Genomic DNA, 26,501 nt, shown 5'->3' with positions numbered 1-26,501 from the left:
GGCCGTGTCGCTCTTAGCGGCACGGCCTTTTGTCTTTCGCAATAATACTCAGCTGTAAATATCACGTCGGGTAGGCGGCAACTCAAGCGAACCGTCAGCGAAAGGTTTGGTCGCCAGAATCTGATCGATGTTGATCCAGCCGCGTGCGAATGCATAGGCACAGCCCGCGAGGTACAACCGCCAAATACGCAAGGTTTGTTCGGGTACTTGCTTGGCGGCAGCTTCAAGGTTGTTTTCCAGGCGCTGACTCCAATGTTCCAGGGTGCGCGCGTAATGCAGGCGCAAGCTTTCGACATCGACGACTTCCAGTCCTGCTTCACTGATCTGCGCGGTGATCATGGAAAGGTGTGGCAGCTCCCCATTGGGGAACACGTAACGCTCGATGAAGTCTCCGGCACCACGCCCCACCGGGCGTCCATCCGTATGTTTGGCGGTGATGCCGTGATTCATCACCAGGCCCCCTTCCCGAACAGCCTTGAACAGAATTTCACAGTACTCACGAAGGTTGGCATGCCCAACATGCTCAAACATACCCACGCTGACGATTTTGTCGAATCGACCATCCTGTGGTAAATCGCGATAGTCCAGTAGCTGCAAGTCAACCTTGTCTTGCAGGCCTTCGGCGTTGACACGCTCCCGGGCCAAGGACAGCTGTTCTTTGCTTAAAGTAATGCCGAATACCTTGACCCCAAACTCCCGCGCGGCAAAACGCGCCAACCCACCCCAACCACAACCAACATCCAGCAGATACTCACCGGGCTTTAATCTCAGCTTGCGACACAGCAGGCGAAATTTGGCTTGTTGTGCATCATCAAGGCTCTCTTCACCGGTTTCGAAATAGCCACAGGAATAGGCCATGTCACGGTCGAGCCACAACTGATAGAAGTCATTGGACAGGTCGTAATGATATGAAATGGATGCGGCATCCGTGGCCTTGTCGTGATAGATCCGCGTAGGGGAAACAGCCCCTTCATCATCGTCCACGAGCGCCTGGCTTAACTCATCACACACACGAACCACTTCGCTGATGGAGCCTTCAAGCTCAAGGCGTCCTTCAACGAATGCACTGCCCAATAGTCCGAGGCTCGGATGAGTAAACTCAGCCACAAGCTGTGGATCCTTGACCACAATCGTGACACTGGGTGCAGGGCCAAAATTAAATTCATGCCCATCCCAAAGCTTTAGACGTAATGGAAGCTGAAGTTTTTGTAAGGCTGGTGGCAATTGCGCGAGCATCAGTGGGTCCTCCCTCATTCAGGCATCGAAGCTATAGATAGGGTAGACGATTAACTGAAACTTTCAGCTTCTCGACCCCGAGGGCAGACGTCTGAGCGCGGAGGTGTTACGGAGAGTCAATGCGATCAGCTCAGCGGCTGATCGCATGTTTCATCATGGGCGATGAATCAACTGCTTGGCCAAAGCCTCGAACGCAGGAATAGTCACCGGATCATTTGCTGAGTTGCTGGCAATCGGATTGGAGGCATAACGCACAATGACCATCTCGGCTTTGGGGTCGATGTAGATGCGCTGACCATACACCCCACGTGCCATGAAGGCGCCGTCAGGATTGTGAGTGACCCACCACATGTTTCGGTAACTGCCACCCTTGAGCAGGTCATACCCGGCCTTGGCAAAGGCCTCTTTGTCACCGCCGCTGCGTATGTCTTCCACAACCGCTTTGGGAACGATCTGCTGGCCAAGATATTGGCCCTCGTTACGGATCATTTCCCCAAAGCGTGCCAAATCCCGTAGACCCGTATTCAGCCCGCCACCGGCGAATGGCGTGCCGATAGAGTCAACAGTGAAATAGGCATCCTGTTCCACTCCGATGCGCTGCCAGATTTTTTCAGACAGTAATTGCGCAACATTGCGCCCGGTCACTCGTGCGATTACCCAACCCAGAACATCGGTATTCACGGTTTTATAAGCGAATGCTTTGCCATGTTCGCCTAACGGTTTAACCGTCAATAAAAACTCCATGTAACTGCGCGGCCCGGTGTAGTCCTTTGGTTTTGGCAACGGGCTGCCGGCTTGAGCGTGCTGCCAGACTTCTGCATTCGGATCGGAATAGTCTTCTCTGTATTTGAGCCCGGTGGTCATATCCAGTACCTGACGCAACGTGGCACTACCAAAGGCAGACGCCGCCAACTCCGGCACATAGTCCGCGACTTTTTTATTCGCATCCAGCGTGCCATCCGCCACCAACATGGCGCCCAAAGTGCCGACCACTGATTTAGTAACAGACATGGCACCGTGCTGCCCTTCCGGAGTCAGGACACCGAAGTAGCGTTCGTAAACAATTTTTCCGCGATGCAACACTACGATGCCATCGGTGTAATTCGCCGCCAGGGATTGTTCCCACGTCATCGGTTGCGTGGCGCCCAACGGCACAAAACTCAATGTATCGATGTCGCCTCGTAATGCTCGCGCCAACGGAACTGGCGCCCCTAACCCCCGGGACACATTCGTGGTGGGCATCAATTGACGGAAATGTGAAACGCTCCAGCGCATGGCAGGGAAATTAAAATAACTACCGTCGGCGAAGCGAATAATACGATCGGGCGGTGGCGGAGCACCCACCATCCAGCCCATTTTTGCTGGATCACTGGCAGCAGCATCCGGATAAGCATTTTTATCCACAGCGCTGGCTACGGAGGCCGCCAGACATGAGAGCAAAAAAAACGCGCTTTTCCGGGCGGGTTTTAATAAATCTTTAAACATACAAACGCCTCAGTTAAGGAACGAGACTCAGGCCAAGCACTGAACTGAATGTTCCTTTTCAGCTCATGACCGCATTCACCTTGCGATAAAGCCAGTGCCTTGTATAGCTACGTTCGGATTAGCCTTGGCCAATATCAGGGGGCAAAAGACGGCTCGACCTGCAGGACAAGTGCGGGTCGAGTCGAAACACGCCCGCGATATGTCTTAAAATAGCCGGTTGCCGAAAGAACCATCATGGTCATAGCCATGACAGGCTTTCATCCTTTACAAATAATTGGGGTGAAGATGAACAAGCCTTTCATTTCGCTGTGCCCAGAAATTACTCGAACGCACGCGCTGAAGCTGATGGATTGGTTGGAGGATGAGCGCGTCACCTGCTATCTGAGCGATTCGCGTCATGTCTCCCGCTCCATCGGGCAAGCCATCGATCGGACTCAATTGCCGATCCTGACCCATCTATTCAACCGGGGTGGCCGGTTCTTCATGGCTTATGACCGGCATGATGCCCCGGTAGGCTTTGTCCGTCTAATCAAGACCGGCTCAAATTGCGAGATAGTCCTGGTCATTGGAGACAGCGACAAATGGGGCCGGAACCTTGGCGCCCGCACAATCCGCGAAGGCATGAAACTGGCATTCCTCGACATGCGCGCCGAGAAGCTCATCGCCAAGATCCACCCGGACAACGCGCGCTCGCTGAAGGCCTTTCTGCGCAGCGGCTTTTTGCTCGAGAGCGAAACGCCGACATTGAAATCATTTTCCATGACGGCGGGGCGCTATCGCCAGTTCTTGCGCGAAAGTGCCGTTAACGACTCCACCAGGATCTACATCACTGAAATCGACAAGGCCAGACTTGAGAGCCTAATCGCGCTCGAGCAAGGCCCGGCCGTTGTTGAACTCGAACATGAGCTTGAGCGAGCCATTGTCGTCAAGCCGCAGCAGGTGGCGTGCAATGTCGTCACGATGAACTCCAGAGCCTTGCTGCAGCTGGACGACGAAGAGATCGAAGTGGCCTTGGTATACCCTGAAGATGCGGACAGCAACGCGGGGAAGCATTCCGTGGATTCCGAAATCGGAGCCGCTATCCTGGGCTATCAGGAGGGGGATGCCATCAACTGGCGAATTTCCGATCGGACCCGACGGATTGAGATCAGGAAAGTGCTTTACCAGCCGGAGGCTGCGGGCGATTTCCACCTGTAATTGAGCCTTCTGCTCAATGTTTGTCCGTCAGGCGCGAGGATCCCCCAAAGGACGGGGCCTCGCTTTGCGTGCCTGATGCGACCCGTTGGAGGGTCAAGGGCAGGAGGCGGCAGGACAGTCCTGCCCGGCTCCCGCGACCGTTTTGATTAACTTAATCCAACGCTGAATCAGGTACCGAAGGATTACTCCACGGTAACGGATTTAGCCAGGTTACGCGGCTGGTCTACGTCGGTACCTTTAAGCACTGCAACGTAGTAAGACAGCAGTTGCAGCGGGATGGTGTAAAGGATCGGGGCCAGTACATCATGGATATGCGGCATGTTGATCACATGCGTCCCGTCGCCGTTGACCATGCCTGCCTGCTCATCCGCAAACACGACCAGTTCACCGCCACGAGCACGGACTTCCTGCAGGTTGGATTTAAGCTTTTCCAGCAATTCATTGTTAGGTGCAACCGTCACCACTGGCATGTCGTTATCAACCAGCGCCAGCGGACCATGCTTCAATTCACCCGCCGGGTAAGCTTCTGCGTGGATGTACGAAATTTCTTTGAGCTTCAGTGCTCCTTCCATTGCTACCGGGAACTGAGCACCGCGGCCAAGGAACAAGGTGTGATGCTTGTCGGCAAACAGTTCGGCAACTTTTTCAATGATGCCGTCCATCGCCAACGCTTCGCCAAGGCGCGCAGGCAAACGGCGTAGTTCCTCTACCAATTGAGCTTCGACGCCCTCTTCCAGGGTGCCGCGCACTTGACCCAGCGACAGTGTCAGCAGCAGCAAACCAACCAACTGAGTGGTGAAGGCTTTAGTCGAGGCGACGCCAATTTCACGACCGGCTTGGGTCAGCAGTGTCAGGTCAGATTCACGCACCAGGGAACTGATCCCCACGTTGCAAATAGCCAGGCTACCCAAGAAGCCCAGTTCTTTGGCATTACGCAGCGCCGCCAGGGTGTCGGCCGTTTCGCCCGATTGCGAGATCGAAACAAACAGTGTGTCCGGCTGGACCACTACTTTGCGGTAACGGAACTCGCTCGCGACTTCGACCTGACACGGAATGCCCGCCAGTGCTTCAAGCCAGTAACGGGCAACCATCCCGGCATGGTAGCTCGTGCCACAGGCAACGATCTGAACATTGCGTACTTTGGCAAACAGTTCCGCGGCTTGTGGGCCGAAGGACTGAACCAGAACCTGATCCTGACCGAGACGGTTTTCCAGGGTGCGTTGTACAACGGCTGGTTGCTCGTGGATTTCCTTGAGCATGTAGTGACGGTACTCACCTTTATCAGCGGCTTCGGCACCATCACGGTACTGCACGGATTCACGCTGAACCGTCTGGCCATTTACATCCCAGATCTGCACGCTGTCGCGGCGAATTTCTGCAATGTCGCCTTCTTCCAGGTACATGAAACGGTCAGTCACTTGACGCAGTGCCAATTGATCGGAGGCCAGGAAGTTTTCACCCATCCCCAAACCAATCACCAATGGGCTACCGCTACGCGCAGCGACCAAGCGATCCGGTTGCTGCGCGCTGATCACAGCCAAACCGTAAGCACCGTGCAACTCTTTAACCGTCGCTTTCAGGGCCGTGGTCAGATCACTGTTGTCTTTGAGCTTGTGATTGAGCAGGTGAGCAATAACTTCGGTATCAGTGTCAGAGGTAAATACATAACCCAAACCTTTGAGTTGCTCACGCAGGGCTTCATGGTTTTCAATGATGCCGTTGTGCACTACAGCCAGGTCAGAGCCAGAGAAGTGCGGGTGTGCATTGCGTTCGCACGGAGCACCATGAGTAGCCCAACGCGTGTGAGCAATACCCAGACGGCCTACCAAAGGCTCACCGGCCAGCGCTTGTTCCAGCTCTGAAACCTTACCGTTACGGCGTATGCGCTCTAGCGTGCCGTTGTTAGTAAACACTGCAACACCGGCGCTGTCATAGCCCCGGTATTCAAGGCGTTTCAGGCCTTCGAGCAAAATGGCCGTGATATTACGTTCAGCAATTGCGCCTACGATTCCACACATAATGTTCTCCTAACTAACGGCGGCGCATAACAGTGTTATGCCCCGGGCCTGAATCTGTTCGCGCGCCTCTATCGGCAAGCGATCATCAGTAATAAGGGTATGGACACTGCTCCAGGGCAGTTCCAGATTGGGTATCTTTCGACCAATCTTGTCGGATTCGACCATCACGATTACTTCACGCGCGACATCAGCCATGACCCGGCTCAGACCCAACAACTCGTTAAAAGTTGTCGTACCGCGCAACAGATCGATGCCGTCAGCGCCGATAAACAATTGATCAAAGTCGTACGAGCGCAACACCTGTTCAGCTACCTGTCCCTGAAAGGACTCGGAATGGGGATCCCAGGTGCCACCCGTCATCAACAACACAGGTTCATGTTCAAGCTCGCTTAACGCATTGGCAACATGCAGAGAGTTGGTCATTACCACCAGGCCAGGTTGTTGGCCCAACTGTGGAATCATTGCAGCCGTCGTACTGCCGCTATCAATAATGATGCGGGCATGTTCTCGAATCAGGCCAACTGCCGCACGAGCAATTGCTTGCTTGTAATGAGAAACAGGCTGAGGAAGATCACTGACCAACTCTTGCGGCATGCTGATTGCCCCCCCATAACGTCGAAGCAGCAATCCGTTGCTTTCGAGAGCAGCCAAATCCTTACGAATCGTCACCTCCGACGTTTCGAAACGTTTGGCCAGCTCATCCACACTGACTTCGCCTTGCTGGGCGAGCAAAGCAAGGATGTTGTGTCTGCGTTGAGGCGTGTTGCGTTTCGACATAGCGCTTAAGTTTCGTTTCGAAAGATAACGAAAGCAATAAGACCTTATCTCGAAATTCTCGTCAAGAAATTGTTGAGATAATTTTCTGTGCATAACTCAATAAAAAGCCGTGTGACTGGGCACTCAGACGAGTTAACGAGACAACACAAAAAAGCCTTATCCACAGACAGTGGATAAGGCTTTTATATAAGGCATTGATTTAAAACAGTTATACGATAACTTGAATTACTCACAAGCAGAGCTTTCAGGCTTGTGGATAACATTCTTTAAGGCTTTGGCAGCTTAACCGGACGCTTCCAGCCATCAATGTTGCGCTGGCGTGCGCGGCCCACCGCCAGCTGCTCAGCGGTCACATTCTGATTGATCGTTGAACCGGCTGCAGTCGTTGCACCATTGGAGATATCCACAGGGGCAACCAGTGAGTTGTTCGAACCAATGAAGACATCAGCGCCCAATACGGTTTTCCACTTGTTGGCTCCATCATAGTTACAGGTGATGGTCCCCGCACCAATATTGGTGCGCGGCCCAACTTCGGCATCGCCCAGGTACGTCAGATGACCACATTTGGCATCCTCACCCAGATGGGCATTTTTCAGCTCAACAAAGTTACCCACATGGGCACGGGCATCGAGCACGCTGCCGGGGCGCAAGCGGGCGAATGGGCCAGCATCACTGCCCTCGCCCATAACAGCACCCTCGAGGTGGCTGTTGGCTTTAACCACGACGCCCTTGCGCAAAGTGCTGTCTTTGATCACGCAGTTAGGACCAATGATCACGTCATCCTCGATAACCACTCGACCTTCAAGGATCACGTTGATATCGATCAGCACATCGCGACCAACCGTAACCTCGCCGCGAACATCGAAACGCGCCGGATCACGCAAGGTCACACCCAGCTCCATCAGTCGACGGGCTTCACGTTGCTGGTAGTGACGCTCCAGCTCAGAGAGCTGTTTGCGGTCGTTGGCGCCCTGCACTTCCATTGCATCGTGCGGATGTTCAGTCGCAACCACCAGGCCATCGCTGACCGCCATGGCGATGACGTCTGTCAGGTAATACTCGCCTTGGGCATTGTTATTCGACAACCGGCCCATCCAGTCCCCCAGACGGCTGGCCGGTAACGCGAGGATGCCAGTGTTGCCTTCGGTGATAGCCCGCTCGGCCTCACTCGCATCCTTATGCTCAACGATTGCGCACACCTTGCCATTGGCATCTCGCACAATTCGACCGTAACCCGTTGGATCTTCCAGGTTGACCGTCAGCAGCCCCAATTGCTCCGGGCCGACTTGCTTGAGCAGACGATGCAGCGTCTCGACTTCGATCAGAGGTACATCGCCGTACAAGATCAGTACGTTCTGAGCCGTCAAAAATGGCAGTGCCTGTGCAACGGCATGCCCTGTGCCCAATTGCTTGTCTTGCAGGACGAAGTTCAGATCATCCGCCGCAAGGCGTTCACGAACCAATTCGGCACCGTGACCGATCACCACGTGAATACCGGTTGGCTTGAGCTTCCGGGCGCTCTGGATAACATGGCCAAGCATGGAGTTGCCTGCAACGGGGTGCAGAACCTTGGGCAGCGCCGAACGCATCCGGGTGCCCTGACCTGCGGCGAGAATAACAATATCGAGAGACATGACTGGCTACCAATCCTGGGTGGTCAGCGACTGTGACCAAAAAGTATTTCGCGGAAAAAGAAAAAGGGTAGCCGAGGCTACCCTTTTTAATCAATCACACAATGAAGCAGACAGCTTAGCCGCCGAACTTCTTGCGGATTTGCTGGACGGTGCGCAGCTGAGCTGCGGCCTCGGCCAGACGTGCAGCAGCAGATCCGTAATCGAAATCTGCGCCTTTTTCATTCAGGGCCTTCTCAGCAGCCTTAACGGCTTCCTGAGCGGAGGCTTCATCCAGGTCGGCAGCACGTTGCACAGTGTCGGCAAGAACCTTGACCATGTTCGGCTGAACCTCGAGGTAACCACCGGAGATGTAAAACACCTCGGCTTCCCCACCCTGTTTGATCAGGCGGATTGGACCTGGCTTGAGTTCAGTGATCAGCGGAGCGTGACCCAGAGCGATACCAAGATCACCCAGGCTGCCGTGTGCAATCACCATCTCAACCAGACCGGAGAAAATTTCTCCTTCCGCGCTGACGATATCGCAATGGACTGTCATAGCCATCTGCTTGCCTCAACCTGATTAGCGCCCGTTACCGGGCGCCGGGATTACAGTTTTTTGGCTTTCTCGATCGCTTCTTCGATGCCGCCGACCATGTAGAACGCTTGTTCTGGCAGGTGGTCGTAGTCACCGTTGAGGATGCCTTTGAAGCCAGCAATGGTGTCTTTCAGGGAAACGTATTTACCCGAAGCGCCAGTGAAGACTTCAGCCACGAAGAACGGCTGAGACAAGAAACGCTGGATCTTACGAGCGCGGGATACCAACTGCTTGTCGGTTTCCGACAGCTCGTCCATACCCAGGATCGCAATGATGTCCTTCAGTTCTTTGTAACGCTGCAACACGTACTGAACGCCGCGAGCGGTGTCGTAGTGTTCCTGGCCGATTACGTTCGGGTCCAGCTGGCGCGAAGTCGAGTCCAGTGGATCGACCGCTGGATAGATACCCAGGGAGGCGATGTCACGAGACAGTACAACGGTGGCGTCCAAGTGGGCGAAGGTGGTCGCTGGCGACGGGTCGGTCAAGTCATCCGCAGGTACGTATACCGCTTGGATCGAAGTGATCGAACCTTCCTTGGTCGAAGTGATACGTTCTTGCAGAACGCCCATCTCTTCAGCCAGGGTAGGCTGGTAACCTACTGCGGAAGGCATACGGCCCAGCAGTGCGGATACTTCAGTACCGGCCAAGGTGTAACGGTAGATGTTGTCAACGAACAACAGAACGTCGTTACCTTCGTCACGGAACTTCTCGGCCATGGTCAGACCAGTCAGTGCCACGCGCAGACGGTTACCCGGCGGCTCGTTCATCTGACCGTAAACCAGTGCCACTTTGTCCAGAACGTTGGAGTCCTTCATCTCGTGGTAGAAGTCGTTACCCTCACGGGTACGCTCGCCCACACCCGCGAACACGGAATAACCGCTGTGCTCGATGGCGATGTTACGGATCAGTTCCATCATGTTTACGGTTTTGCCTACACCGGCACCACCGAACAGACCTACTTTACCACCCTTGGCAAACGGGCAAACCAGGTCGATAACCTTGATGCCGGTTTCCAGCAGGTCGTTGCCGCCTGCCTGGTCTGCGAACGATGGCGCAGCGCGGTGAATACCCCAACGCTCGTCAGTGTCGATCGGACCAGCTTCGTCGATCGGGTTGCCCAGAACGTCCATGATCCGGCCCAGGGTCGCTTTACCGACTGGTACGGAGATGGCAGCACCCGTGTCGAGTACGTCCAGACCGCGCTTCAAGCCTTCGGTAGAACCCATCGCAATGGTACGAACTACGCCGTCGCCCAGCTGTTGCTGAACTTCCAGAGTAGTTTCCGCGCCTTGTACTTTAAGCGCGTTGTAGATGCTCGGTACGCTGTCGCGTGGAAATTCCACGTCGATCACGGCGCCGATGATTTGAACGATACGTCCGCTACTCATAGCTGGATCCTCTGAATATTTGAACCGTTAAACCGCGGCAGCGCCGCCGACGATTTCCGAGATCTCTTGGGTGATCGCAGCCTGACGCGCCTTGTTGTAGATCAGCTGCAAATCGCTGATCAAATCACCGGCGTTGTCGGTAGCGTTCTTCATTGCGATCATCCGCGCAGCTTGTTCAGCCGCGTTGTTCTCGACCACCGCCTGGTACACCTGCGACTCCACGTAGCGCACCATCAAGCCGTCAAGCAGCTCTTTGGCGTCTGGTTCGTAGAGGTAGTCCCAGTGGTGCTTGAGTTCTTGATCCGCGGTCGCCACCAATGGAATCAACTGCTCCACGGTAGGCTGTTGCGTCATGGTGTTGATGAACTTGTTGGATACCACGGACAGGCGGTCAATACGGCCTTCCAGGTAAGCATCCAGCATCACCTTGACGCTGCCGATCAAGTCATTGATCGACGGTTCTTCACCCAGGTGGCTGATAGCTGCAACGACGTTACCGCCGAAGTTGCGGAAAAAGGCCGCACCCTTGCTACCAACAACGCACAGATCAATCTCGACGCCGTTATCGCGGTTTACCGCCATGTCCTTGACCAGGGCCTTGAACAGGTTGGTATTCAAACCACCACACAAACCACGGTCACTGCTCACAACCACATAACCAGCACGCTTAACTTCGCGGTCGATCATGAATGGGTGGCGGTACTCCGGGTTGGCGTTGGCCAAATGCCCAATAACCTGGCGAATACGCTCCGCATAAGGACGGCTAGCAGCCATGCGCATTTGTGCCTTGCGCATTTTGCTGACCGCCACTTTTTCCATGGCGCTGGTAATTTTTTGCGTGCTTTTGATGCTCGCAATCTTACTGCGAATCTCTTTTGCGCCTGCCATGTAACACCTATCAGGTTAGCAAGCGGGAGCCTTGCGGCTCCCGCTGCGGCTTACCAGGTTTGGGTGGCCTTGAACTTCTCGATACCGGCTTTCATGCCAGCATCGATGTCGTCATTGAAGTCACCTTTAACGTTGATCTTCGCCATCAATTCGGCGTGATCGCGGTTGAAGTAAGCAATCAGCGCTTGTTCAAAGCTGCCGACCTTGGCGATTTCGACGTCAGTCAGGAACCCACGCTCAGCGGCATACAGCGACAACGCCATGTCAGCGATCGACATTGGGGCGTATTGCTTCTGCTTCATCAGCTCGGTAACGCGCTGACCATGCTCAAGTTGCTTACGGGTCGCTTCGTCCAGGTCAGAAGCAAACTGGGCGAATGCCGCCAGTTCACGGTACTGAGCCAGAGCGGTACGGATACCACCGGAGAGCTTCTTGATGATCTTGGTCTGAGCGGCACCACCCACACGGGATACCGAAACACCGGCGTTCACAGCAGGACGGATCCCGGAGTTGAACATGGCCGATTCCAGGAAGATCTGACCGTCAGTGATGGAAATCACGTTGGTCGGAACGAACGCGGAAACGTCGCCAGCCTGGGTTTCGATGATCGGCAATGCGGTCAGGGAACCGGTTTTGCCGGTCACTGCGCCATTGGTGAACTTCTCTACGTACTCTTCCGAAACGCGGGATGCGCGCTCCAGCAGACGGGAGTGGAGATAGAACACGTCGCCTGGGTAAGCTTCACGGCCTGGTGGACGGCGCAGCAACAGGGAAATCTGACGATAAGCCACTGCTTGCTTGGACAGATCGTCATAAACGATCAGCGCGTCTTCACCGCGGTCGCGGAAGAATTCACCCATGGTGCAACCGGAGTACGGTGCCAGGAATTGCAGCGCAGGAGATTCCGAAGCACTGGCAGCCACGATGATCGTGTTGGCCAGGGCGCCGTTTTCTTCCAGCTTGCGAACAACGTTGGCGATGGTCGATTGCTTCTGACCAATAGCTACGTAGACGCAGAAAATGCCGCTGTTCTTCTGGTTGATGATCGCGTCGATCGCCAGAGCGGTTTTACCGATCTGACGGTCACCGATGATCAGCTCACGCTGGCCACGGCCGACAGGAATCATGGCATCGACAGCCTTGTAGCCAGTCTGTACAGGCTGGTCTACCGACTTACGCCAGATCACGCCTGGAGCAACTTTCTCGACTGCATCAGTCTCGGTGTTGTTCAGCGGACCTTTGCCGTCAACTGGGTTACCCAGTGCATCGACTACGCGACCCAGCAGTTCCTTACCAACCGGAACTTCCAGGATGCGGCCTGTGCACTTGGCGCTCATGCCTTCAGCAAGAGAGGTGTACGCGCCCAATACAACGGCACCTACAGAGTCTTGCTCCAGGTTGAGGGCCATACCGTAGACGCCGCCCGGAAACTCGATCATCTCGCCGTACATTACGTCGGCCAGACCGTGAATCCGCACGATGCCGTCAGATACGCTGACGACAGTGCCTTCGTTACGGGCTTGGGAGGTCACATCGAGTTTGTCGATGCGGCCCTTGATAATTTCACTTATTTCGGAAGGATTGAGTTGCTGCATTGCTCTGCTGCCCCTTCAAACTCAAGATTTCAATGCTTCGGCAAGATTCGCGAGTTTCCCGCGGATCGAGCCATCGATAACCAGGTCGCCGGCGCGAATGACAACACCCCCAATGAGGGATGAATCTTCCGCAACTTGCAGGCGCACTTCCCGGTTGAGTCGTGCACTGAGAACCTTGGCGAGTTTGTCTTGCTGTTCTTGGTCCAATGCAAAAGCACTGATCACTTCTACGTCTACCGACTTCTCTTGTTCAGCCTTGTACAGGTCAAACAGAGCGGCGATCTCCGGCAATAGCGGGAGACGGTCGTTTTCGGCAACGACGTGGATGAAGTTCTGCACTTTTGCATCGAACTTGTCGCCACACACGTCAATAAACGTGGCGGCCTTTTGTGCGCTCGTCAGTCGCGGGGCCTTGAGCACGCGCTGCATAGTGTCGTCTTGCGACACTGCTGCAGCCAGGCCGAGCATGGCTGACCAAGAGGCCAGTTGCTGGTGGGCCTGGGCGTGCTCGAAGGCTGCCTTAGCGTAAGGTCGGGCCAACGTGGTCAATTCTGCCATGATCGCCCTCGCTTAAATTTCAGCAGCCAGTTTGTTAACCAGCTCCGCGTGCGCGTTTTGATCGATTGTGGCACCCAGGATCTTTTCAGCGCCTTCAACGGCCAGGCCACCCAATTGGGCACGCAGCGCGTCTTTGACACTGTTGAGTTCCTGTTCGATCTCGGCCTGAGCCTGAGCCTTCACACGGTCAGCTTCAACGCGAGCCTGTTCACGGGCTTCGTCTACAATCTGAGTACCGCGTTTCTTGGCTTGCTCAATGATTTCAGCTGCTTGAGCCTTAGCTTCACGCAGTTGCTGACCCACTTTATCTTGGGCCAACTCCAGGTCGCGAGCTGCTCGGTTAGCAGCGTCCAGTCCAGCCGCAATCTTCTTCTGACGTTCTTGCAATGCCGCGATGACCGGAGGCCACACGAACTTCATGCAAAACAGTACAAAAATGAAGAACGCAACGGACTGGCCAATCAGGGTTGCATTAATGTTCACGCCAACACCTCGCTCGTTCGTTGTCCATCACTCTAATCAACTCGAAAATTCGAGTGATTAGCCAGCGAGTTGACCAACGAAGGGATTAGCGAAGGTGAAGAACAGTGCGATACCAACACCGATCATGGTTACGGCGTCGAGCAGACCGGCAACGATGAACATTTTAACTTGCAGCATTGGAACCATTTCTGGTTGACGCGCTGCGCCTTCCAGGAACTTGCCACCCAACAGGCCGAAACCAATTGCGGTACCCAGTGCGCCCAGGCCGATCAACAGTGCAACAGCGATAGCGGTTAGACCAACTACAGTTTCCATCTTTCCTCCCGACTTTTACGTCGTATGGTTTAGGTTTTTAGATTAAAGCGGTAAAACAAAAAATCATTTTGCGACGCCCTCTCGCCGAAGCAAGAGGGGCACCAGACTCGCCGAAGCGGGTCTTAGTGGTTCTCTTCGTGCGCCATCGACAGGTAAACGATGGTCAACATCATGAAGATGAACGCTTGCAAGGTGATGATCAGGATGTGGAATACAGCCCACGCCCATTGCAGCACCACGCCCAGACCGCTAAGCCAAAGCAGGCCGCTGCCGAACATTACGGCGATCAGGATAAATACCAGTTCGCCAGCGTACATGTTGCCGAATAGACGCAGTGCCAGCGAGATTGGCTTGGCAATCAGCGTTACGAATTCGAGCAGGAAGTTCACCGGAATCAGCAGCGCTTGAACAAAGATGTTCTTGCTGCCGAACGGATGCAGGGTCAATTCGCCAATAAAGCCGCCAATGCCCTTGATTTTGATGCTGTAGAAGATGATCAGCGCGAATACCGACAGGGCCATGCCCAGGGTAGCGTTAGGATCGGTCGTCGGTACGGCACGGAACGGGAAGTGTTCATCGCCAGTGATCATGATCGCCAACTGAGGAATCCAGTCAACCGGGATCAAGTCGATGGCGTTCATCAGGAACACCCAGACGAAAATGGTCAGCGCCAGCGGTGCAATAACTGCACTGCGGCCATGGAAGCTGTCCTTGACACTGCCGTCCACGAATTCAACCAGTACTTCTACGAAGTTCTGCAATGCGCCTGGTTGACCGGAAGTTGCCTTCTTGGCCGCCATGCGGAATACGAGGATGAAGATCAAACCTACAAACAGCGACCAGCCGAGAGTATCGACGTGGAATGCCCAAAAGCCCATCTCTTTGGCTTCTGCAACGGTGTGAGCAAAGCCCCAGCCGCCATCAGGTAGCTGCCCGAAGGTCAGGTTCTGTAAGTGGTGCTGGATATAGCCCGAAGCGGTTGTTTCTGCCATGGTTGCCTCAAACGCCCTAAGGTCTCGAAAGTGTTGTTCTCATTAGCAGGGGAGCGAACCAGCTGACCAGTTGGGTCAGCACGAAGACACCGAATACTGCTAACGGCGCCAATGGCTTCACACCTGCAAACGTCAGCGCGAACAGCACTGCCGTCAAAATTAATTTGCCTGCCTCGCCAGCGTAAAACGACCGGACGATGGCTTGCGCTGCTCGAGCACCGGAAAACCGGAAAGCCCTGTGAGCAAAATACACATTTGGTAGCAAAGCTATCAGGCCTCCGCAGAGTCCCGAATATCCCGCGACGACTCCTTGCCATTGCCAGAGCCCCAGAGCAGCCAGCAATAAAACGACAAATTGAGCCAGTAACACCGGAAATACCGCCAAGCGATGGAACGGCAAGCGGTTTGGCGTGCGTGTTTCCATCACAACTGCTCCTCAAAGGTCGGCTACCAAAAACAAAAAACTTGGCATAATTTGTGCCGACAAAATGCGCGCAGAGTATAGGGGCGCTTAAGCCCCTATTCAACTGTCAGGTAGTGATTTCCGACTACGCGCTACATAAGGAATTGTTTCAGCGGATGTGAGCAAGCACCCCTTGAAGCTCATCAAGAGAGTTATAACCAATTACTAACTGGCCTTTTCCCTTCTTACCATGGCGGATCTGCACCGCAGAGCCAAGGCGCTCGGCCAAACGCTGTTCCAGCCTGGCGATATCCGGATCCGGTTTAACCGGTTCAGCAGGCTCTTGTTTACCGCTCAACCACTGACGAACCAGGGCTTCGGTCTGGCGTACTGTCAGCCCGCGTGCGACAACATGTCGCGCCCCTTCTACCTGTTGAGTTTCAGGCAAACCCAGCAATGCTCGTGCATGACCCATTTCAAGGTCACCATGGGAAAGCATGGTCTTGATGACTTCAGGCAGTGAAATCAATCGCAACAAGTTAGCCACAGAGACCCGTGACTTACCCACAGCGTCGGCCACTTGTTGTTGAGTCAGCTGAAACTCTTGCTGCAAACGCTGCAAAGCCACCGCTTCTTCAATCGGGTTAAGGTCTTCACGCTGAATGTTTTCGATCAGCGCCATCGCAATGGCGGTTTCATCCGGCACATCACGAACCATTGCCGGAATGGTGTCCTTGCCCGCCTGCTGGCTAGCGCGCCAGCGGCGTTCACCGGCAATGATCTCAAAGCGATTGCCCGCGATAGGACGAACCACAATCGGCTGCATCACACCCTGGGTCTTGATCGAGTTCGCCAGTTCTTCGAGCGCTTGCGGGTCCATGTCGCGACGAGGCTGGTATTTACCGCGCTGAATCAGATCCAGTGGCAAATGTTGCAGTTCGCTTTGATCAACCTTGACCGCTTGTTCTTCCAGCGAGCTGACCGTTGGACCACTCAGGAGTGCGTCCAGTCCGCGTCCGAGACCTCGTTTCTTGACGGCCATGGGATTTCCTTAAGTTGGCTGAGGAGTGCGAGGGGAGCGACGTTGACGACGAACCACTTCACCCGCCAGGGCCAGGTAAGCAATCGCGCCACGGGAATTTTTGTCATACGCCAGCGCCGGCATGCCATAGCTTGGAGCTTCAGCCAGACGAATATTGCGCGGAATTACGGTGTCGTAGAGTTGTTCGCCGAAGTGTTCCTTGAGCTGGCCAGAAACATCATTCATCAGGCTCAGGCGCGGATCGAACATGGTTCTCAACAGGCCTTCAACCTTCAGGTTGGGATTCAGCAACTCGGCGATTCGCTTGATGTTATCCACAAGGTCGCTCAAGCCTTCAAGCGCGAAGTACTCGCACTGCATGGGGATAATGACCCCATCGGCTGCAACCAGGGCGTTCAAGGTCAGCATCGACAGTGAAGGCGGGCAATCGATCAGAATGAAATCGTAGCTTTCACGAACCGGCGCCAGCGCCGTGCGCAGACGGCTTTCCTTCATCTGCATTTCAAGCAGTACGACTTCAGCTGCGGTCAGGTCGCGGTTAGCCGGCAACAACTGGTAACCACCGTGTTCGGAGTAGTGCATGGCCTGAGCCAGGTCGCATTCTCCGATCAACAGGTCATAAACCGAATTCTCAAGACCGTGCTTATCCACACCGCTACCCATGGTGGCGTTGCCTTGTGGATCGAGGTCGATCAACAGCACCCGGCGCTTGGTGGCCACCAGAGATGCTGCGAGGTTGATACAGGTGGTGGTCTTACCCACACCACCCTTTTGGTTCGCTATTGCGAATACCTTAGCCATTCTTGCTTGCGTTCCCAATCATGCCGTGCGGCGCAGTATCAGCAGATGGCGTTGGCCTTGGCAACCTGGAACGGTCAAGGCGTGTTCGCTATCTAGACGAAAATCAGACGGCAATGCTACCAGCTCATCAGCCGGATGAACGCCCTTCATTGCTAACCAGCGCGTTTCACTGTTGCCCAGGTGGCGTGTCCAGTTACTGAAGTTTTCCATGCTGCTGAAAGCCCTGGAAACAATTCCAGTGAACGGCAACTCGGGCTGATATGCCTCGACCCGGCTGTGGATAACTTGAAGGTTGTCCAGTTTGAGCTCAAGTTTCACTTGAGTCAGAAAGCGGGTCTTCTTGCCGTTACTGTCCAGGCAGGTGACTTTCGACTCCGGAAACAGGATTGCCAGAGGTATACCCGGCATACCGCCGCCACTGCCAACATCCAGCCAACGGCCGTCTTCGATGAAAGACATTACGCTCAGGCTGTCGAGCAAATGCCGCGACACCATTTCGTCCGGGTTACGCACAGCCGTGAGGTTGTAGGCCTTGTTCCATTTGATCAACAGAGCGAGATAAGCCAGCAGTTGCTGGTGCTGGCTTTCGGTCAGGTTGACGCCCAATTGGCGCGCACCTGTGGATAACTCTTCGGCGTGTTGTGCAGTGACCAGCGAACTCAAGCGTTTTGCTCCAACGTGCGGCCTGCGCCGCGTTTTTTCAGGTGGATCATCAACAGGGAAATGGCTGCCGGCGTCACACCGGGAATACGCGAAGCCTGACCCAGTGTCTCAGGACGTGTCATCCCGAGCTTGCTCTGGATCTCTTTCGACAGCCCGGAGATGTTCGTGTAATCGATATCCACAGGCAGTTTGGTATTTTCACTGGCCCGCAGACGGGCAATTTCGTCCTGTTGACGATCGATATAACCGGCGTACTTGGTTTTGATCTCAACCTGCTCCGCCACCTGTGGATCAATTGCGCCCTGACCTGTCACTTCGACCAGGCCTGCGTAATCAATTTCGGGGCGAGTCAGCAGATTCAACAAGTTGTACTCATGGGTCAACGGCGTGCCAAATTTGGCCGCAATCGCATCGCCCTGCTCTGTGCCCGGGCGAACCCATGTCGATTTCAAACGTTGTTCTTCTTGAGCAATGCTTTCGCGCTTGGTGCAGAACGCAGCCCAGCGCGCGTCATCGACCAGCCCCAGCTCGCGACCTTTTTCGGTCAGGCGCAAATCGGCGTTGTCTTCTCGAAGAATCAATCGGTACTCGGCCCGGGATGTGAACATCCGGTACGGTTCCTGGGTACCCAGAGTAATCAGGTCGTCGACCAATACACCGATATACGCCTCATCGCGACGCGGACACCAGCTGTCTTTGCCCTGTGCAAGCAAGGCTGCGTTGGCACCGGCAAGCAAACCTTGAGCACCGGCTTCTTCGTAACCGGTGGTGCCATTGATTTGCCCTGCAAAGAACAAACCGCCGATCACTTTGGTTTCGAGGCTGTACTTCAGGTCTCGGGGATCGAAATAGTCGTATTCGATCGCATACCCGGGACGCACGATATGTGCATTTTCCATACCGCGAATCGATTGCACGATTTGCAACTGCACGTCGAATGGCAACGAAGTCGAAATGCCGTTCGGATACAGCTCATGGGTGTTCAAACCTTCCGGCTCGATAAACACCTGATGGCTTTCCTTGTCAGCAAAGCGATGAATCTTGTCTTCGATGGAGGGGCAATAACGCGGGCCGATGCCTTCGATCACGCCTGAATACATCGGCGAACGGTCGAGGTTGGAGGCGATGATTTCATGGGTACGCGCATTGGTATGCGTAATCCAGCAACTGACTTGAGCCGGATGCTGTTCTTTTGAACCCATGAACGACATGACGGGTATCGGAGTATCACCAGGCTGTTCGGTCATCACCGAAAAATCGACTGAGCGACCATCAATGCGCGGAGGCGTACCGGTTTTCAGACGACCTACACGCAAAGGCAATTCACGCAGGCGGTGAGCCAGGGCGATCGAAGGGGGATCACCGGCTCGGCCACCCGAGTAATTCTGCATTCCGATGTGGATAAGTCCACCGAGGAAGGTACCGGTCGTCAAGACAACGGCATCAGCCATGAAGCGCAGGCCCATTTGGGTCACAACGCCACGCACTTGATCCTGTTCAACGATCAGGTCATCCGCCGCCTGCTGAAATATCCACAGGTTGGGCTGGTTTTCCAAGATTTCGCGTACGGCTGCCTTGTACAGAATGCGGTCAGCTTGCGCGCGAGTAGCGCGTACAGCGGGACCCTTGCGTCCATTGAGTACGCGGAACTGGATACCGCCTTTATCGGTGGCTATTGCCATCGCGCCACCCAGGGCGTCGATTTCTTTAACCAGATGGCTTTTACCAATCCCGCCAATCGCAGGATTGCAGCTCATTTGCCCGAGGGTTTCCACGTTGTGGGTCAACAGCAGGGTTTTTACGCCCATGCGTGCTGAAGCAAGTGCAGCCTCGGTTCCGGCGTGACCGCCACCGATGACGATCACTGCAAAACGGGAAGGGAAATTCACCACGCACCTCGTGCCTGTTTCTAGGGTTTTTTGGATAGACCGCGAAGTATAGGGACTTCGCCCTCCTTAAAGAACCCTTTGCACAAAATTTAACCAGCTGTGGATAAGGGCAAGATAGATAAATAAATAGAGAAGAAATTTATAAAGCTTTGTTTTTATGTTTATTTCTATTGAGGCGCTTTTCTGTGGATAGATTCATGTAGCCCTTATTTTACGTACTGTACAGAGATTCAAAAGTCTGTGGTCATGTGCCAATGAGAGGGTTGGATAAGTGCTTTAAGCCTGTGGGTAAAGTAGCAGCTTATCCACAGGGGGGATTATCTTCAGTTTTCAGGCCTACTTACCCACTGACCTGAGGGGCACTTATACACAGAGCTTATTCCTCTTGATCAGGGTGTTTTGGCTAAAGGACAGGCAGCCGAAAGCCCGCTGGAAAGACGAATTCAGCAAACGGGCTGACTCTCGCCAGGGATTAAAGTGATGAACGGTTGTGTTCGGGCGGGTGGACAGTCGTGCTTAGCCATCCAGAAGGTGAAGCCTCAAGCCTGTCGGTAATCCCGATAGCCGCTAAAAACCTCTGGTCGTGAGAGGTCACCACGAAGGTCCCCGTGTAGGCGTTGAGCATGGTCTCCAAAGCGTGAATCGAGGGTAAGTCGAGGTGGTTGGCCGGCTCATCGAGCAACAACAATTGCGTCGGCTGCTGAGCGTAGAGCACACAGGCCATAGCCCCCTTCAAGCGCTCGCCGCCACTGAGTTGTGAACAGGGCAGGTTTATCCGGTCTGCGCACAGCCCCAATTGAGCCAGGCGGGTACGCAGTTCACTTTCGTCCAGTCGTCGATTGAGCGACCGCAACTGTTCAAACACGGAATGCTCGGCACTTAGTATAGATAAATGCTGGTCGAGGTATGCCGCTTGTACGTAGGTCTGTACATGTCCGGACTCTGCGGGAATCTGCCCGGCCAAAAGCTTGAGCAAGGTTGATTTACCGCAGCCATTTGCGCCCAACAGGGCTATTCGCTGACCGCGTGTCAGGGTGAGATTGACCGTGCGTAAAGAAGAATCCCCTTGCGGGAGTCGGGCATCGATCAGTTCGGCAACTTTCAGGGACGTGTTGTGTCGGGGTTCGGGTGGATACACAAAAATCGTGTTTTGCGTTTCGACCAGGCTTGCCACTTCTCTGACACGTGCCGACAAGGCTTCTCGGGCAATGTCTTGTTGGCGCAGCAACTTGCCGCTACTGGTCTGGCTTCGCTCTTTTTGACGGTCCAGCAGGATTTTTGCCTGATTCGTGTCACTGGCCTGCTTATGGCCACGCGCTTGTCGGCGTTCAAGACGTTCCCTTTGCTCGCGCAAGGAGCGCTCTTCGCGTTTGCGTTCGTGACGGACAGATTGGAGTTGCTGCTGAGCCGCTTGCTGATGCCGTGCATGAGCCTGTGCATAAAACGAGTAGCCGCCGCCGTAGCTGGTCAGCCCCAGGGATGACAGCTCAACAATGCGCTCCATGTGCTCCAGAAGATCACGATCATGGCTGATCACCAGCAACCCGTTAGGCCACTCTTTGAGCTGTTCATGGAGTGCAAGACGGTTGTCATGATCCAGATGATTGGTGGGTTCATCCAGAATCAATAGGTCCGCGTTAGACAAAAAAGCACCCATTAGCGCCACCCGCATGGCTTCGCCACCGCTGAGGGCAGTAACCGGCGTCTGGAGGGTAATGTGCGTCAGTTGGTGTTGGCTCAACTGATCGAGCAATTGTTGACGAAGGTTCCAGCGCTCGCCAACGCAATCAAAGTCAGCCTGCTCGCTACTGCCTCGTTCTATGCGTTCCAGAGCACAAATGACGGACCGTACACCGGCCAAATCGGTGACGGTAAGGCCGGGTTCCTGGCTGATCGTCTGTGCAAGGTAGTGCACAGTCCCATGGCGCAGACAGCGACCGGTTGAGGGCGTTATATCTCCGGCGATAAGGCGTGCCAATACACTTTTGCCCGCGCCATTTCGCCCGATCAGGCCTGTGCGGCGTTGATCGAGATGAAGATCAAGGTGCAAGAACAGTGAATTGCCATTTGGCAGATGATAAGAAACGCCTTCCAGCGTCACACAGGTGGAGTGAGTCATAGGTGCTCCAAAGATGCCCAGAACTGCCCCTGCTGTCAGGGGGATAAGAACTGGCCGCAAGAGTCGCGGCGGCATCAATGACGCATTGGACTAACACCTTTGAAGGAATGGAGGTGGGAGAAAGTATAGGACGAGCGCAGGGGGATGCAAACCTTGACAGACCGATGACCCGGCTCGCGCCGGAACAGCCTTGGCTGATCCGGCGCGCTCAGGATCCTATCATCCGAGGATTATTTTCCGATGCAAAAACTGGAGAAAATCCGACCCAGCAGATCATCCGAGCTAAAAGCACCGGTAATCTCGCCGAGTGAATGCTGCGCCTGGCGTAAATCTTCCGCCAGCAGCTCCCCAGCGCCTGCCAGGGTCAATTGGGCCCTGCCATGCTCAAGGGCGGCACTGGCATGGCGTAACGCTTCAAGGTGACGGCGACGTGCGCTGAAACTGCTTTCTGACGTCTGCTCGTAGCCCATGCACGCCTTCAAGTGTTCACGCAGCAATTCAAGGCCATCATTGGCATCGGTCGATCGGGCGCTGAGGCTGATGGTGACGTGGCCATCCTCGCAAACTTCCAGTCGAATGGCTTCACCGGTCAGGTCGGCCTTGTTGCGAATCAGCGTCACCTTGGCTGGATCCGGTCGTTGTTCCAGAAACTCAGGCCACAGTGCGAACGGGTCATCCGCTTCAGGTGCAGTGGCATCCACCACCAGCAACACCCGGTCTGCTTCACCAATGGCCTTGAGCGCTCGTTGCACGCCAATTTTTTCGACCTGATCATCGGTATCACGCAGCCCGGCCGTATCCACCACATGCAAGGGCATGCCATCGATGTGGATATGTTCGCGCAGCACGTCCCGGGTAGTACCGGCGATCTCGGTCACGATGGCAGCTTCGCGGCCGGCCAGCGCATTCAGCAGGCTGGATTTGCCCGCATTGGGCCGACCGGCAATGACCACGGTCATGCCATCGCGCAACAAGGCACCTTGGCCGGCTTCGCGCAAAACGGTGGATAACTCTTCGCGAACCTTATCCAGCATGTTGAGAACATGGCCATCAGCCAAGAAGTCGATTTCTTCTTCCGGAAAATCTATCGCCGCCTCGACATAGATCCGCAAACCGATGAGTTGCTCGGTCAAGTTATGCACACGCTCAGAGAATGCTCCTTGCAAGGAGCGCAAGGCATTGCGTGCTGCCTGTGCAGAACTTGCTTCGATCAGGTCGGCGATTGCTTCGGCTTGCGCCAGATCGAGTTTGTCATTCAAAAATGCCCGCTCACTGAATTCGCCCGGTCGAGCCAGTCGGCACCCCAGGGCAATGCAGCGTTGCAGCAGCATATCAAGCACTACAGGGCCACCGTGGCCTTGCAGTTCCAGTACATCTTCGCCCGTAAAGGAATTGGGCCCCGGGAAATAAAGGGCAATACCTTCATCGAGCACTTCACGGTTTTCACCGTAAAAAGGGCCGTAATGGGCATAGCGCGGTTTTAATTCGCGCTCGCTGAACGCTTTCGCTGCGAGGCTCGCGAGCGGACCGGAAATACGCACGATACCCACACCACCGCGCCCCTGGGCAGTTGCCACTGCGGCAATGGTTTCAGCCGGAACACTCATAAAACAGGCCTCAAAACAAAAGTTACGGAAAGCAAAACGCCCCACTAGGGGGCGTTTTGAGTGGTGATCACCAGAGTAAGTTACTCAGCTGCTTTTTTGGTAGCGGCTTCAACCTTACGCGTGATGTACCACTGTTGAGCGATGGACAGACAGTTGTTCACAACCCAGTACAGCACCAGACCTGCAGGGAACCACAGGAAGAAGAAGGTGAAGATGATTGGCATCAGCTTCATCACCTTGGCCTGCATCGGATCCGGAGGAGTCGGGTTCAGACGCTGCTGGATGAACATGGTTGCGCCCATGATGATCGGCAGAATGAAGAACGGGTCTTTGATCGACAGGTCGGTAATCCAGAGCATGAAAGGCGCTTGGCGCATTTCAACACTTTCCAGAAGTACCCAGTACAAGGACAGGAAGACCGGCATCTGAACCAGAATCGGCAAGCAGCCGCCCAGTGGATTGATCTTTTCTTTCTTGTACAGCTCCATCATCGCTTGCGACATTTTCTGGCGATCATCACCGAACTGCTCTTTCAGAGCGGCCAGTTTTGGTGCCACAGCGCGCATGCGGGCCATCGACTTGTAGCTGGCTGCCGACAGAGGGAAGAAAAGCCCTTTGATCAGCATGGTCAGGAAGATAATCGACCAGCCCCAGTTACCTACCAGGCTGTGGATTTGTTGCAGCAGCCAGAAGATTGGCTGGGCAATGAACCACAGGAAGCCGTAGTCGACAGTCAGTTCCAGACCTGGGGATAACTCTTTGAGTACACCCTGGCTTTTTGGACCGGCATACAACGTAGCGCTGGTTTCAGCGGTTTTGCCTGGCTCAACGGTCATGGTTGGGCCAGTGAAACCGATGATGTAGTTGCCTTGGCTGTCTTTACGGGTCTGAACGACGTGGGTATCGCCCTTCTGAGGGATCCACGCGGTTACAAAGTAGTGTTGCAGCCAGGCAACCCAGCCACCTTCAACGGTTTCTTTCAGCTGGCCCTTGTCGATATCTTTCATCGACACTTTTTTGTACGGCTCAGAACTTGTCCACAGGGCTGCGCCCAGGTAAGTCGCTGTGCCAGTGGCGGTGCTGGAAGATGGGTCCGAGCTGGCGTCACGTTTCAATTGCGCGAACAGGTTGCCGTTCCACGGCTTGCCGCTCTCGTTATCGATCAGATAGCTGACTTGCACATCGTAAAGGCCACGCTTGAGCGTGAAGCGCTTGATGTAGTTGACGCCGTTTTCGCTGAATTTCAGGTCAACGACCAACTGATCCTGGCCTGGAGCCAGTTCATAAGTCTTTTTCTCGGTGCTGAAAACAGGCCGGCCGGCAGGACGTGCGTCCGGGCCATCAACCCCTGTCAGGCCACTTTGTGCCAAATAGGTGCGTTCGTTGCCGTTATCGAACAACTGGAAAGGAACATCCGGGTGGTCTTGGCGACGAGGATAAAGCGGCAGACGCAACTGGGCGATATCACCACCCTGTGGATCAATTGCGATATCCAGGACATCCGTTTTTACACGGATGAGGTCTTTGCTGGCAGCAACCGGGGTTTCAGTCGGTTGGCTGGTATCAGTATTGGCGCTGGGTACATCGGCACTGTTCGAAGCGTTGTTACCTGAAACCGTGTCGGGCAAAGCCGGCGCGGTGGTGCTGCTGGCGGCAACATTCTGAGTCGGCAGGGCAGCTTGGCCGTAGTCCTGGTTCCATTTCAGAACCATAACGTAGGACACGACTGCGAGTGCGACGATCAGGATCGTGCGTTTAATATCCATGATTACTCGGCCATCAAGAAGAACGGGAGGTAGGGATAGGTGGAACCGGGTCGTAACCACCGGGATTCCACGGGTGACAGCGACCTAAACGACGAAAGGTCAGCCAGCCGCCGCGCAGAAGGCCATGATTTTCAATGGCTTCCAACGCGTAGCAGGAACAACTGGGGTAGAAACGGCAGTGGCTGGCCATCAAAGGACTAATGGCATAACGATAAAACTGGATCGGAACGAGCGCCAGTTTACGCATCAGGACTGCCTACCCCTACAGTTTCGGTTTTAACAGCTGGAACTGGCGTATTACGGGCCAGACGCTTCCAGAGTTTGCCGAAATGCTGAATCAATTCGGGGTTCTCTACGTCACCCAAACCTTTGCGCGCGACGATAACGATATCCCAACCAACCAGTAAATCCTGGTGGAGGCGAAACGATTCACGCATCAAACGCTTAAGGCGATTGCGCTCAACGGAGAGCTTTACGCTCTTTTTACCGATCACTAACCCCAGGCGGGGGTGATCAAGTTCGTTGCTACGCGCAAGGAGCAGGAGATTTTTCCCCGGAACCTTGCCGGTGGGGGAGTCAAAGACTGCCTTGAAATGTCGGGGAGTGAGTAACCGCTTTTCCCGACTGAAGTCCTGACTCACCACCATTGTCTGATTATCAAACTGCCAGACGTGCACGGCCTTTGGCGCGGCGACGCGACAGGACTGCACGGCCGTTTTTAGTAGCCATGCGAGCACGGAAACCGTGAGTGCGGGCGCGTTTGATAGTGCTTGGTTGGAAAGTACGTTTCATGTCGTGCTACCTGGTTCGTCCACAACGGGCCGGAATGGCCCCCGTTTTAAGAGACCGGCGATTCTAGAGAATGCAAGCCGATAGGTCAATTTCCAACCAGCGTTTACTGCTAAATAGATGTTTGCCCTTTTGCGCAAGCGTTTCCCCTGACCAACTATAAAAATAAAGAAACGAAGTATTTAAAGCTCTTTTATAAAGCTTATTAAACTTAAGGGCGCCATTATCTGTGGATAACTCATCCTAGCCCTTATAAAGCAAGGCATGCAGAGGATGACAAGT

Annotated in this window: 25 protein-coding genes; 1 reads left to right on the top strand and 24 read right to left on the bottom strand. The window is 54.6% G+C overall.

Going from position 1 to position 26,501, the window contains the following annotated elements; translation table 11 throughout:
* Positions 1–48: 48 nt before the first annotated feature.
* Positions 49–1,236 carry a C17 cyclopropane fatty acid synthase CfaB gene (gene cfaB / locus AWM69_RS02850; RefSeq protein WP_131654208.1) on the bottom strand — a complete coding sequence of 396 codons (1,188 nt, stop codon included), beginning with the start codon at positions 1,234–1,236 and terminating at the stop codon, positions 49–51.
* A 153-nt stretch (positions 1,237–1,389) separates the two neighbouring features.
* Positions 1,390–2,721 carry a serine hydrolase gene (locus AWM69_RS02845; RefSeq protein WP_218725711.1) on the bottom strand — a complete coding sequence of 444 codons (1,332 nt, stop codon included), beginning with the start codon at positions 2,719–2,721 and terminating at the stop codon, positions 1,390–1,392.
* A gap of 234 nt (positions 2,722–2,955) precedes the next feature.
* Between AWM69_RS02845 and AWM69_RS02840 the strand changes: the two genes are divergently transcribed.
* Positions 2,956–3,918 carry a bifunctional GNAT family N-acetyltransferase/nucleoside diphosphate kinase regulator gene (locus AWM69_RS02840; RefSeq protein WP_218725710.1) on the top strand — a complete coding sequence of 321 codons (963 nt, stop codon included), beginning with the start codon at positions 2,956–2,958 and terminating at the stop codon, positions 3,916–3,918.
* Positions 3,919–4,100: 182 nt separating this feature from the next.
* On the opposite strand, the gene glmS is transcribed toward AWM69_RS02840, so the two are convergent.
* The 22 genes from glmS to rpmH all read right to left on the bottom strand — a co-directional run bounded on the left by glmS (position 4,101) and on the right by rpmH (position 26,222).
* Entirely contained in the window at positions 4,101–5,936 is a 1,836-nt protein-coding gene (gene glmS / locus AWM69_RS02835) for a glutamine--fructose-6-phosphate transaminase (isomerizing) (protein WP_131654210.1), read from the bottom strand.
* A gap of 9 nt (positions 5,937–5,945) precedes the next feature.
* Complete coding sequence (locus AWM69_RS02830; RefSeq protein ID WP_048381566.1) at positions 5,946–6,713, bottom strand: DeoR/GlpR family DNA-binding transcription regulator; 768 nt, start codon at positions 6,711–6,713, stop codon at positions 5,946–5,948.
* A gap of 266 nt (positions 6,714–6,979) precedes the next feature.
* A complete protein-coding gene (gene glmU, locus AWM69_RS02825; RefSeq protein ID WP_218725709.1) occupies positions 6,980–8,347 on the bottom strand; it encodes a bifunctional UDP-N-acetylglucosamine diphosphorylase/glucosamine-1-phosphate N-acetyltransferase GlmU in 1,368 nt (455 codons plus the stop codon).
* A 115-nt stretch (positions 8,348–8,462) separates the two neighbouring features.
* Positions 8,463–8,888 carry a F0F1 ATP synthase subunit epsilon gene (locus AWM69_RS02820; RefSeq protein WP_048381559.1) on the bottom strand — a complete coding sequence of 142 codons (426 nt, stop codon included), beginning with the start codon at positions 8,886–8,888 and terminating at the stop codon, positions 8,463–8,465.
* A gap of 44 nt (positions 8,889–8,932) precedes the next feature.
* Entirely contained in the window at positions 8,933–10,309 is a 1,377-nt protein-coding gene (atpD, locus tag AWM69_RS02815; RefSeq protein ID WP_048381557.1) for a F0F1 ATP synthase subunit beta, read from the bottom strand.
* A gap of 27 nt (positions 10,310–10,336) precedes the next feature.
* A complete protein-coding gene (gene atpG, locus AWM69_RS02810) occupies positions 10,337–11,197 on the bottom strand; it encodes a F0F1 ATP synthase subunit gamma (protein WP_048381556.1) in 861 nt (286 codons plus the stop codon).
* Positions 11,198–11,247: 50 nt separating this feature from the next.
* A complete protein-coding gene (gene atpA / locus AWM69_RS02805) occupies positions 11,248–12,792 on the bottom strand; it encodes a F0F1 ATP synthase subunit alpha (RefSeq protein WP_017848933.1) in 1,545 nt (514 codons plus the stop codon).
* Between the two features lie 21 nt (positions 12,793–12,813).
* Positions 12,814–13,350 (bottom strand): F0F1 ATP synthase subunit delta, encoded by a 537-nt coding sequence (locus AWM69_RS02800; RefSeq protein ID WP_048381555.1) that lies wholly within the window; start codon positions 13,348–13,350, stop codon positions 12,814–12,816.
* Positions 13,351–13,362: 12 nt separating this feature from the next.
* On the bottom strand, positions 13,363–13,833 hold the full coding sequence (locus AWM69_RS02795) for a F0F1 ATP synthase subunit B (protein WP_131654213.1): 471 nt from the start codon (positions 13,831–13,833) through the stop codon (positions 13,363–13,365).
* A 57-nt stretch (positions 13,834–13,890) separates the two neighbouring features.
* Positions 13,891–14,148 (bottom strand): F0F1 ATP synthase subunit C, encoded by a 258-nt coding sequence (gene atpE / locus AWM69_RS02790; RefSeq protein ID WP_002555987.1) that lies wholly within the window; start codon positions 14,146–14,148, stop codon positions 13,891–13,893.
* Between the two features lie 122 nt (positions 14,149–14,270).
* A complete protein-coding gene (atpB, locus tag AWM69_RS02785) occupies positions 14,271–15,140 on the bottom strand; it encodes a F0F1 ATP synthase subunit A (protein ID WP_048381551.1) in 870 nt (289 codons plus the stop codon).
* A 16-nt stretch (positions 15,141–15,156) separates the two neighbouring features.
* On the bottom strand, positions 15,157–15,564 hold the full coding sequence (locus AWM69_RS02780) for a F0F1 ATP synthase subunit I (protein WP_048381549.1): 408 nt from the start codon (positions 15,562–15,564) through the stop codon (positions 15,157–15,159).
* Between the two features lie 148 nt (positions 15,565–15,712).
* On the bottom strand, positions 15,713–16,585 hold the full coding sequence (locus AWM69_RS02775; protein ID WP_048381547.1) for a ParB/RepB/Spo0J family partition protein: 873 nt from the start codon (positions 16,583–16,585) through the stop codon (positions 15,713–15,715).
* Positions 16,586–16,594: 9 nt separating this feature from the next.
* Complete coding sequence (locus AWM69_RS02770) at positions 16,595–17,386, bottom strand: ParA family protein (RefSeq protein WP_048381545.1); 792 nt, start codon at positions 17,384–17,386, stop codon at positions 16,595–16,597.
* A gap of 18 nt (positions 17,387–17,404) precedes the next feature.
* Positions 17,405–18,049, bottom strand: coding sequence for a 16S rRNA (guanine(527)-N(7))-methyltransferase RsmG (gene rsmG, locus AWM69_RS02765; protein ID WP_218725708.1), 645 nt, complete (start codon positions 18,047–18,049; stop codon positions 17,405–17,407).
* Positions 18,046–19,938: a tRNA uridine-5-carboxymethylaminomethyl(34) synthesis enzyme MnmG gene (mnmG, locus tag AWM69_RS02760; RefSeq protein WP_048381541.1), complete on the bottom strand. Its 1,893-nt coding sequence runs from the start codon at positions 19,936–19,938 to the stop codon at positions 18,046–18,048. The genes rsmG and mnmG overlap by 4 nt, the downstream gene beginning before the upstream one ends.
* 472 nt (positions 19,939–20,410) lie before the next feature.
* Positions 20,411–22,057, bottom strand: coding sequence for an ABC-F family ATP-binding cassette domain-containing protein (locus AWM69_RS02755; RefSeq protein WP_218725707.1), 1,647 nt, complete (start codon positions 22,055–22,057; stop codon positions 20,411–20,413).
* 230 nt (positions 22,058–22,287) lie between these two features.
* The gene (gene mnmE / locus AWM69_RS02750; RefSeq protein ID WP_131654216.1) at positions 22,288–23,664 is read right to left on the bottom strand and encodes a tRNA uridine-5-carboxymethylaminomethyl(34) synthesis GTPase MnmE; all 1,377 of its coding nucleotides are present in this window, start codon (positions 23,662–23,664) and stop codon (positions 22,288–22,290) included.
* An 80-nt stretch (positions 23,665–23,744) separates the two neighbouring features.
* Positions 23,745–25,430, bottom strand: coding sequence for a membrane protein insertase YidC (gene yidC / locus AWM69_RS02745; RefSeq protein ID WP_131654217.1), 1,686 nt, complete (start codon positions 25,428–25,430; stop codon positions 23,745–23,747).
* A 13-nt stretch (positions 25,431–25,443) separates the two neighbouring features.
* On the bottom strand, positions 25,444–25,677 hold the full coding sequence (gene yidD, locus AWM69_RS02740; RefSeq protein ID WP_019828647.1) for a membrane protein insertion efficiency factor YidD: 234 nt from the start codon (positions 25,675–25,677) through the stop codon (positions 25,444–25,446).
* Positions 25,670–26,071 (bottom strand): ribonuclease P protein component, encoded by a 402-nt coding sequence (gene rnpA, locus AWM69_RS02735; protein ID WP_197714168.1) that lies wholly within the window; start codon positions 26,069–26,071, stop codon positions 25,670–25,672. The genes yidD and rnpA overlap by 8 nt, the downstream gene beginning before the upstream one ends.
* A gap of 16 nt (positions 26,072–26,087) precedes the next feature.
* Positions 26,088–26,222 (bottom strand): 50S ribosomal protein L34, encoded by a 135-nt coding sequence (gene rpmH / locus AWM69_RS02730; RefSeq protein ID WP_003213577.1) that lies wholly within the window; start codon positions 26,220–26,222, stop codon positions 26,088–26,090.
* Between the last annotated feature and the right edge of the window lie 279 nt (positions 26,223–26,501).

Origin of the sequence: Pseudomonas sp. D1HM (genome assembly GCF_019266105.1) — a bacterium.
Classification (GTDB): domain Bacteria; phylum Pseudomonadota; class Gammaproteobacteria; order Pseudomonadales; family Pseudomonadaceae; genus Aquipseudomonas; species Aquipseudomonas taetrolens.
Note: the sequence above shows the minus strand (reverse complement) of the source record. Positions and strands in the feature narration are given on the sequence as shown.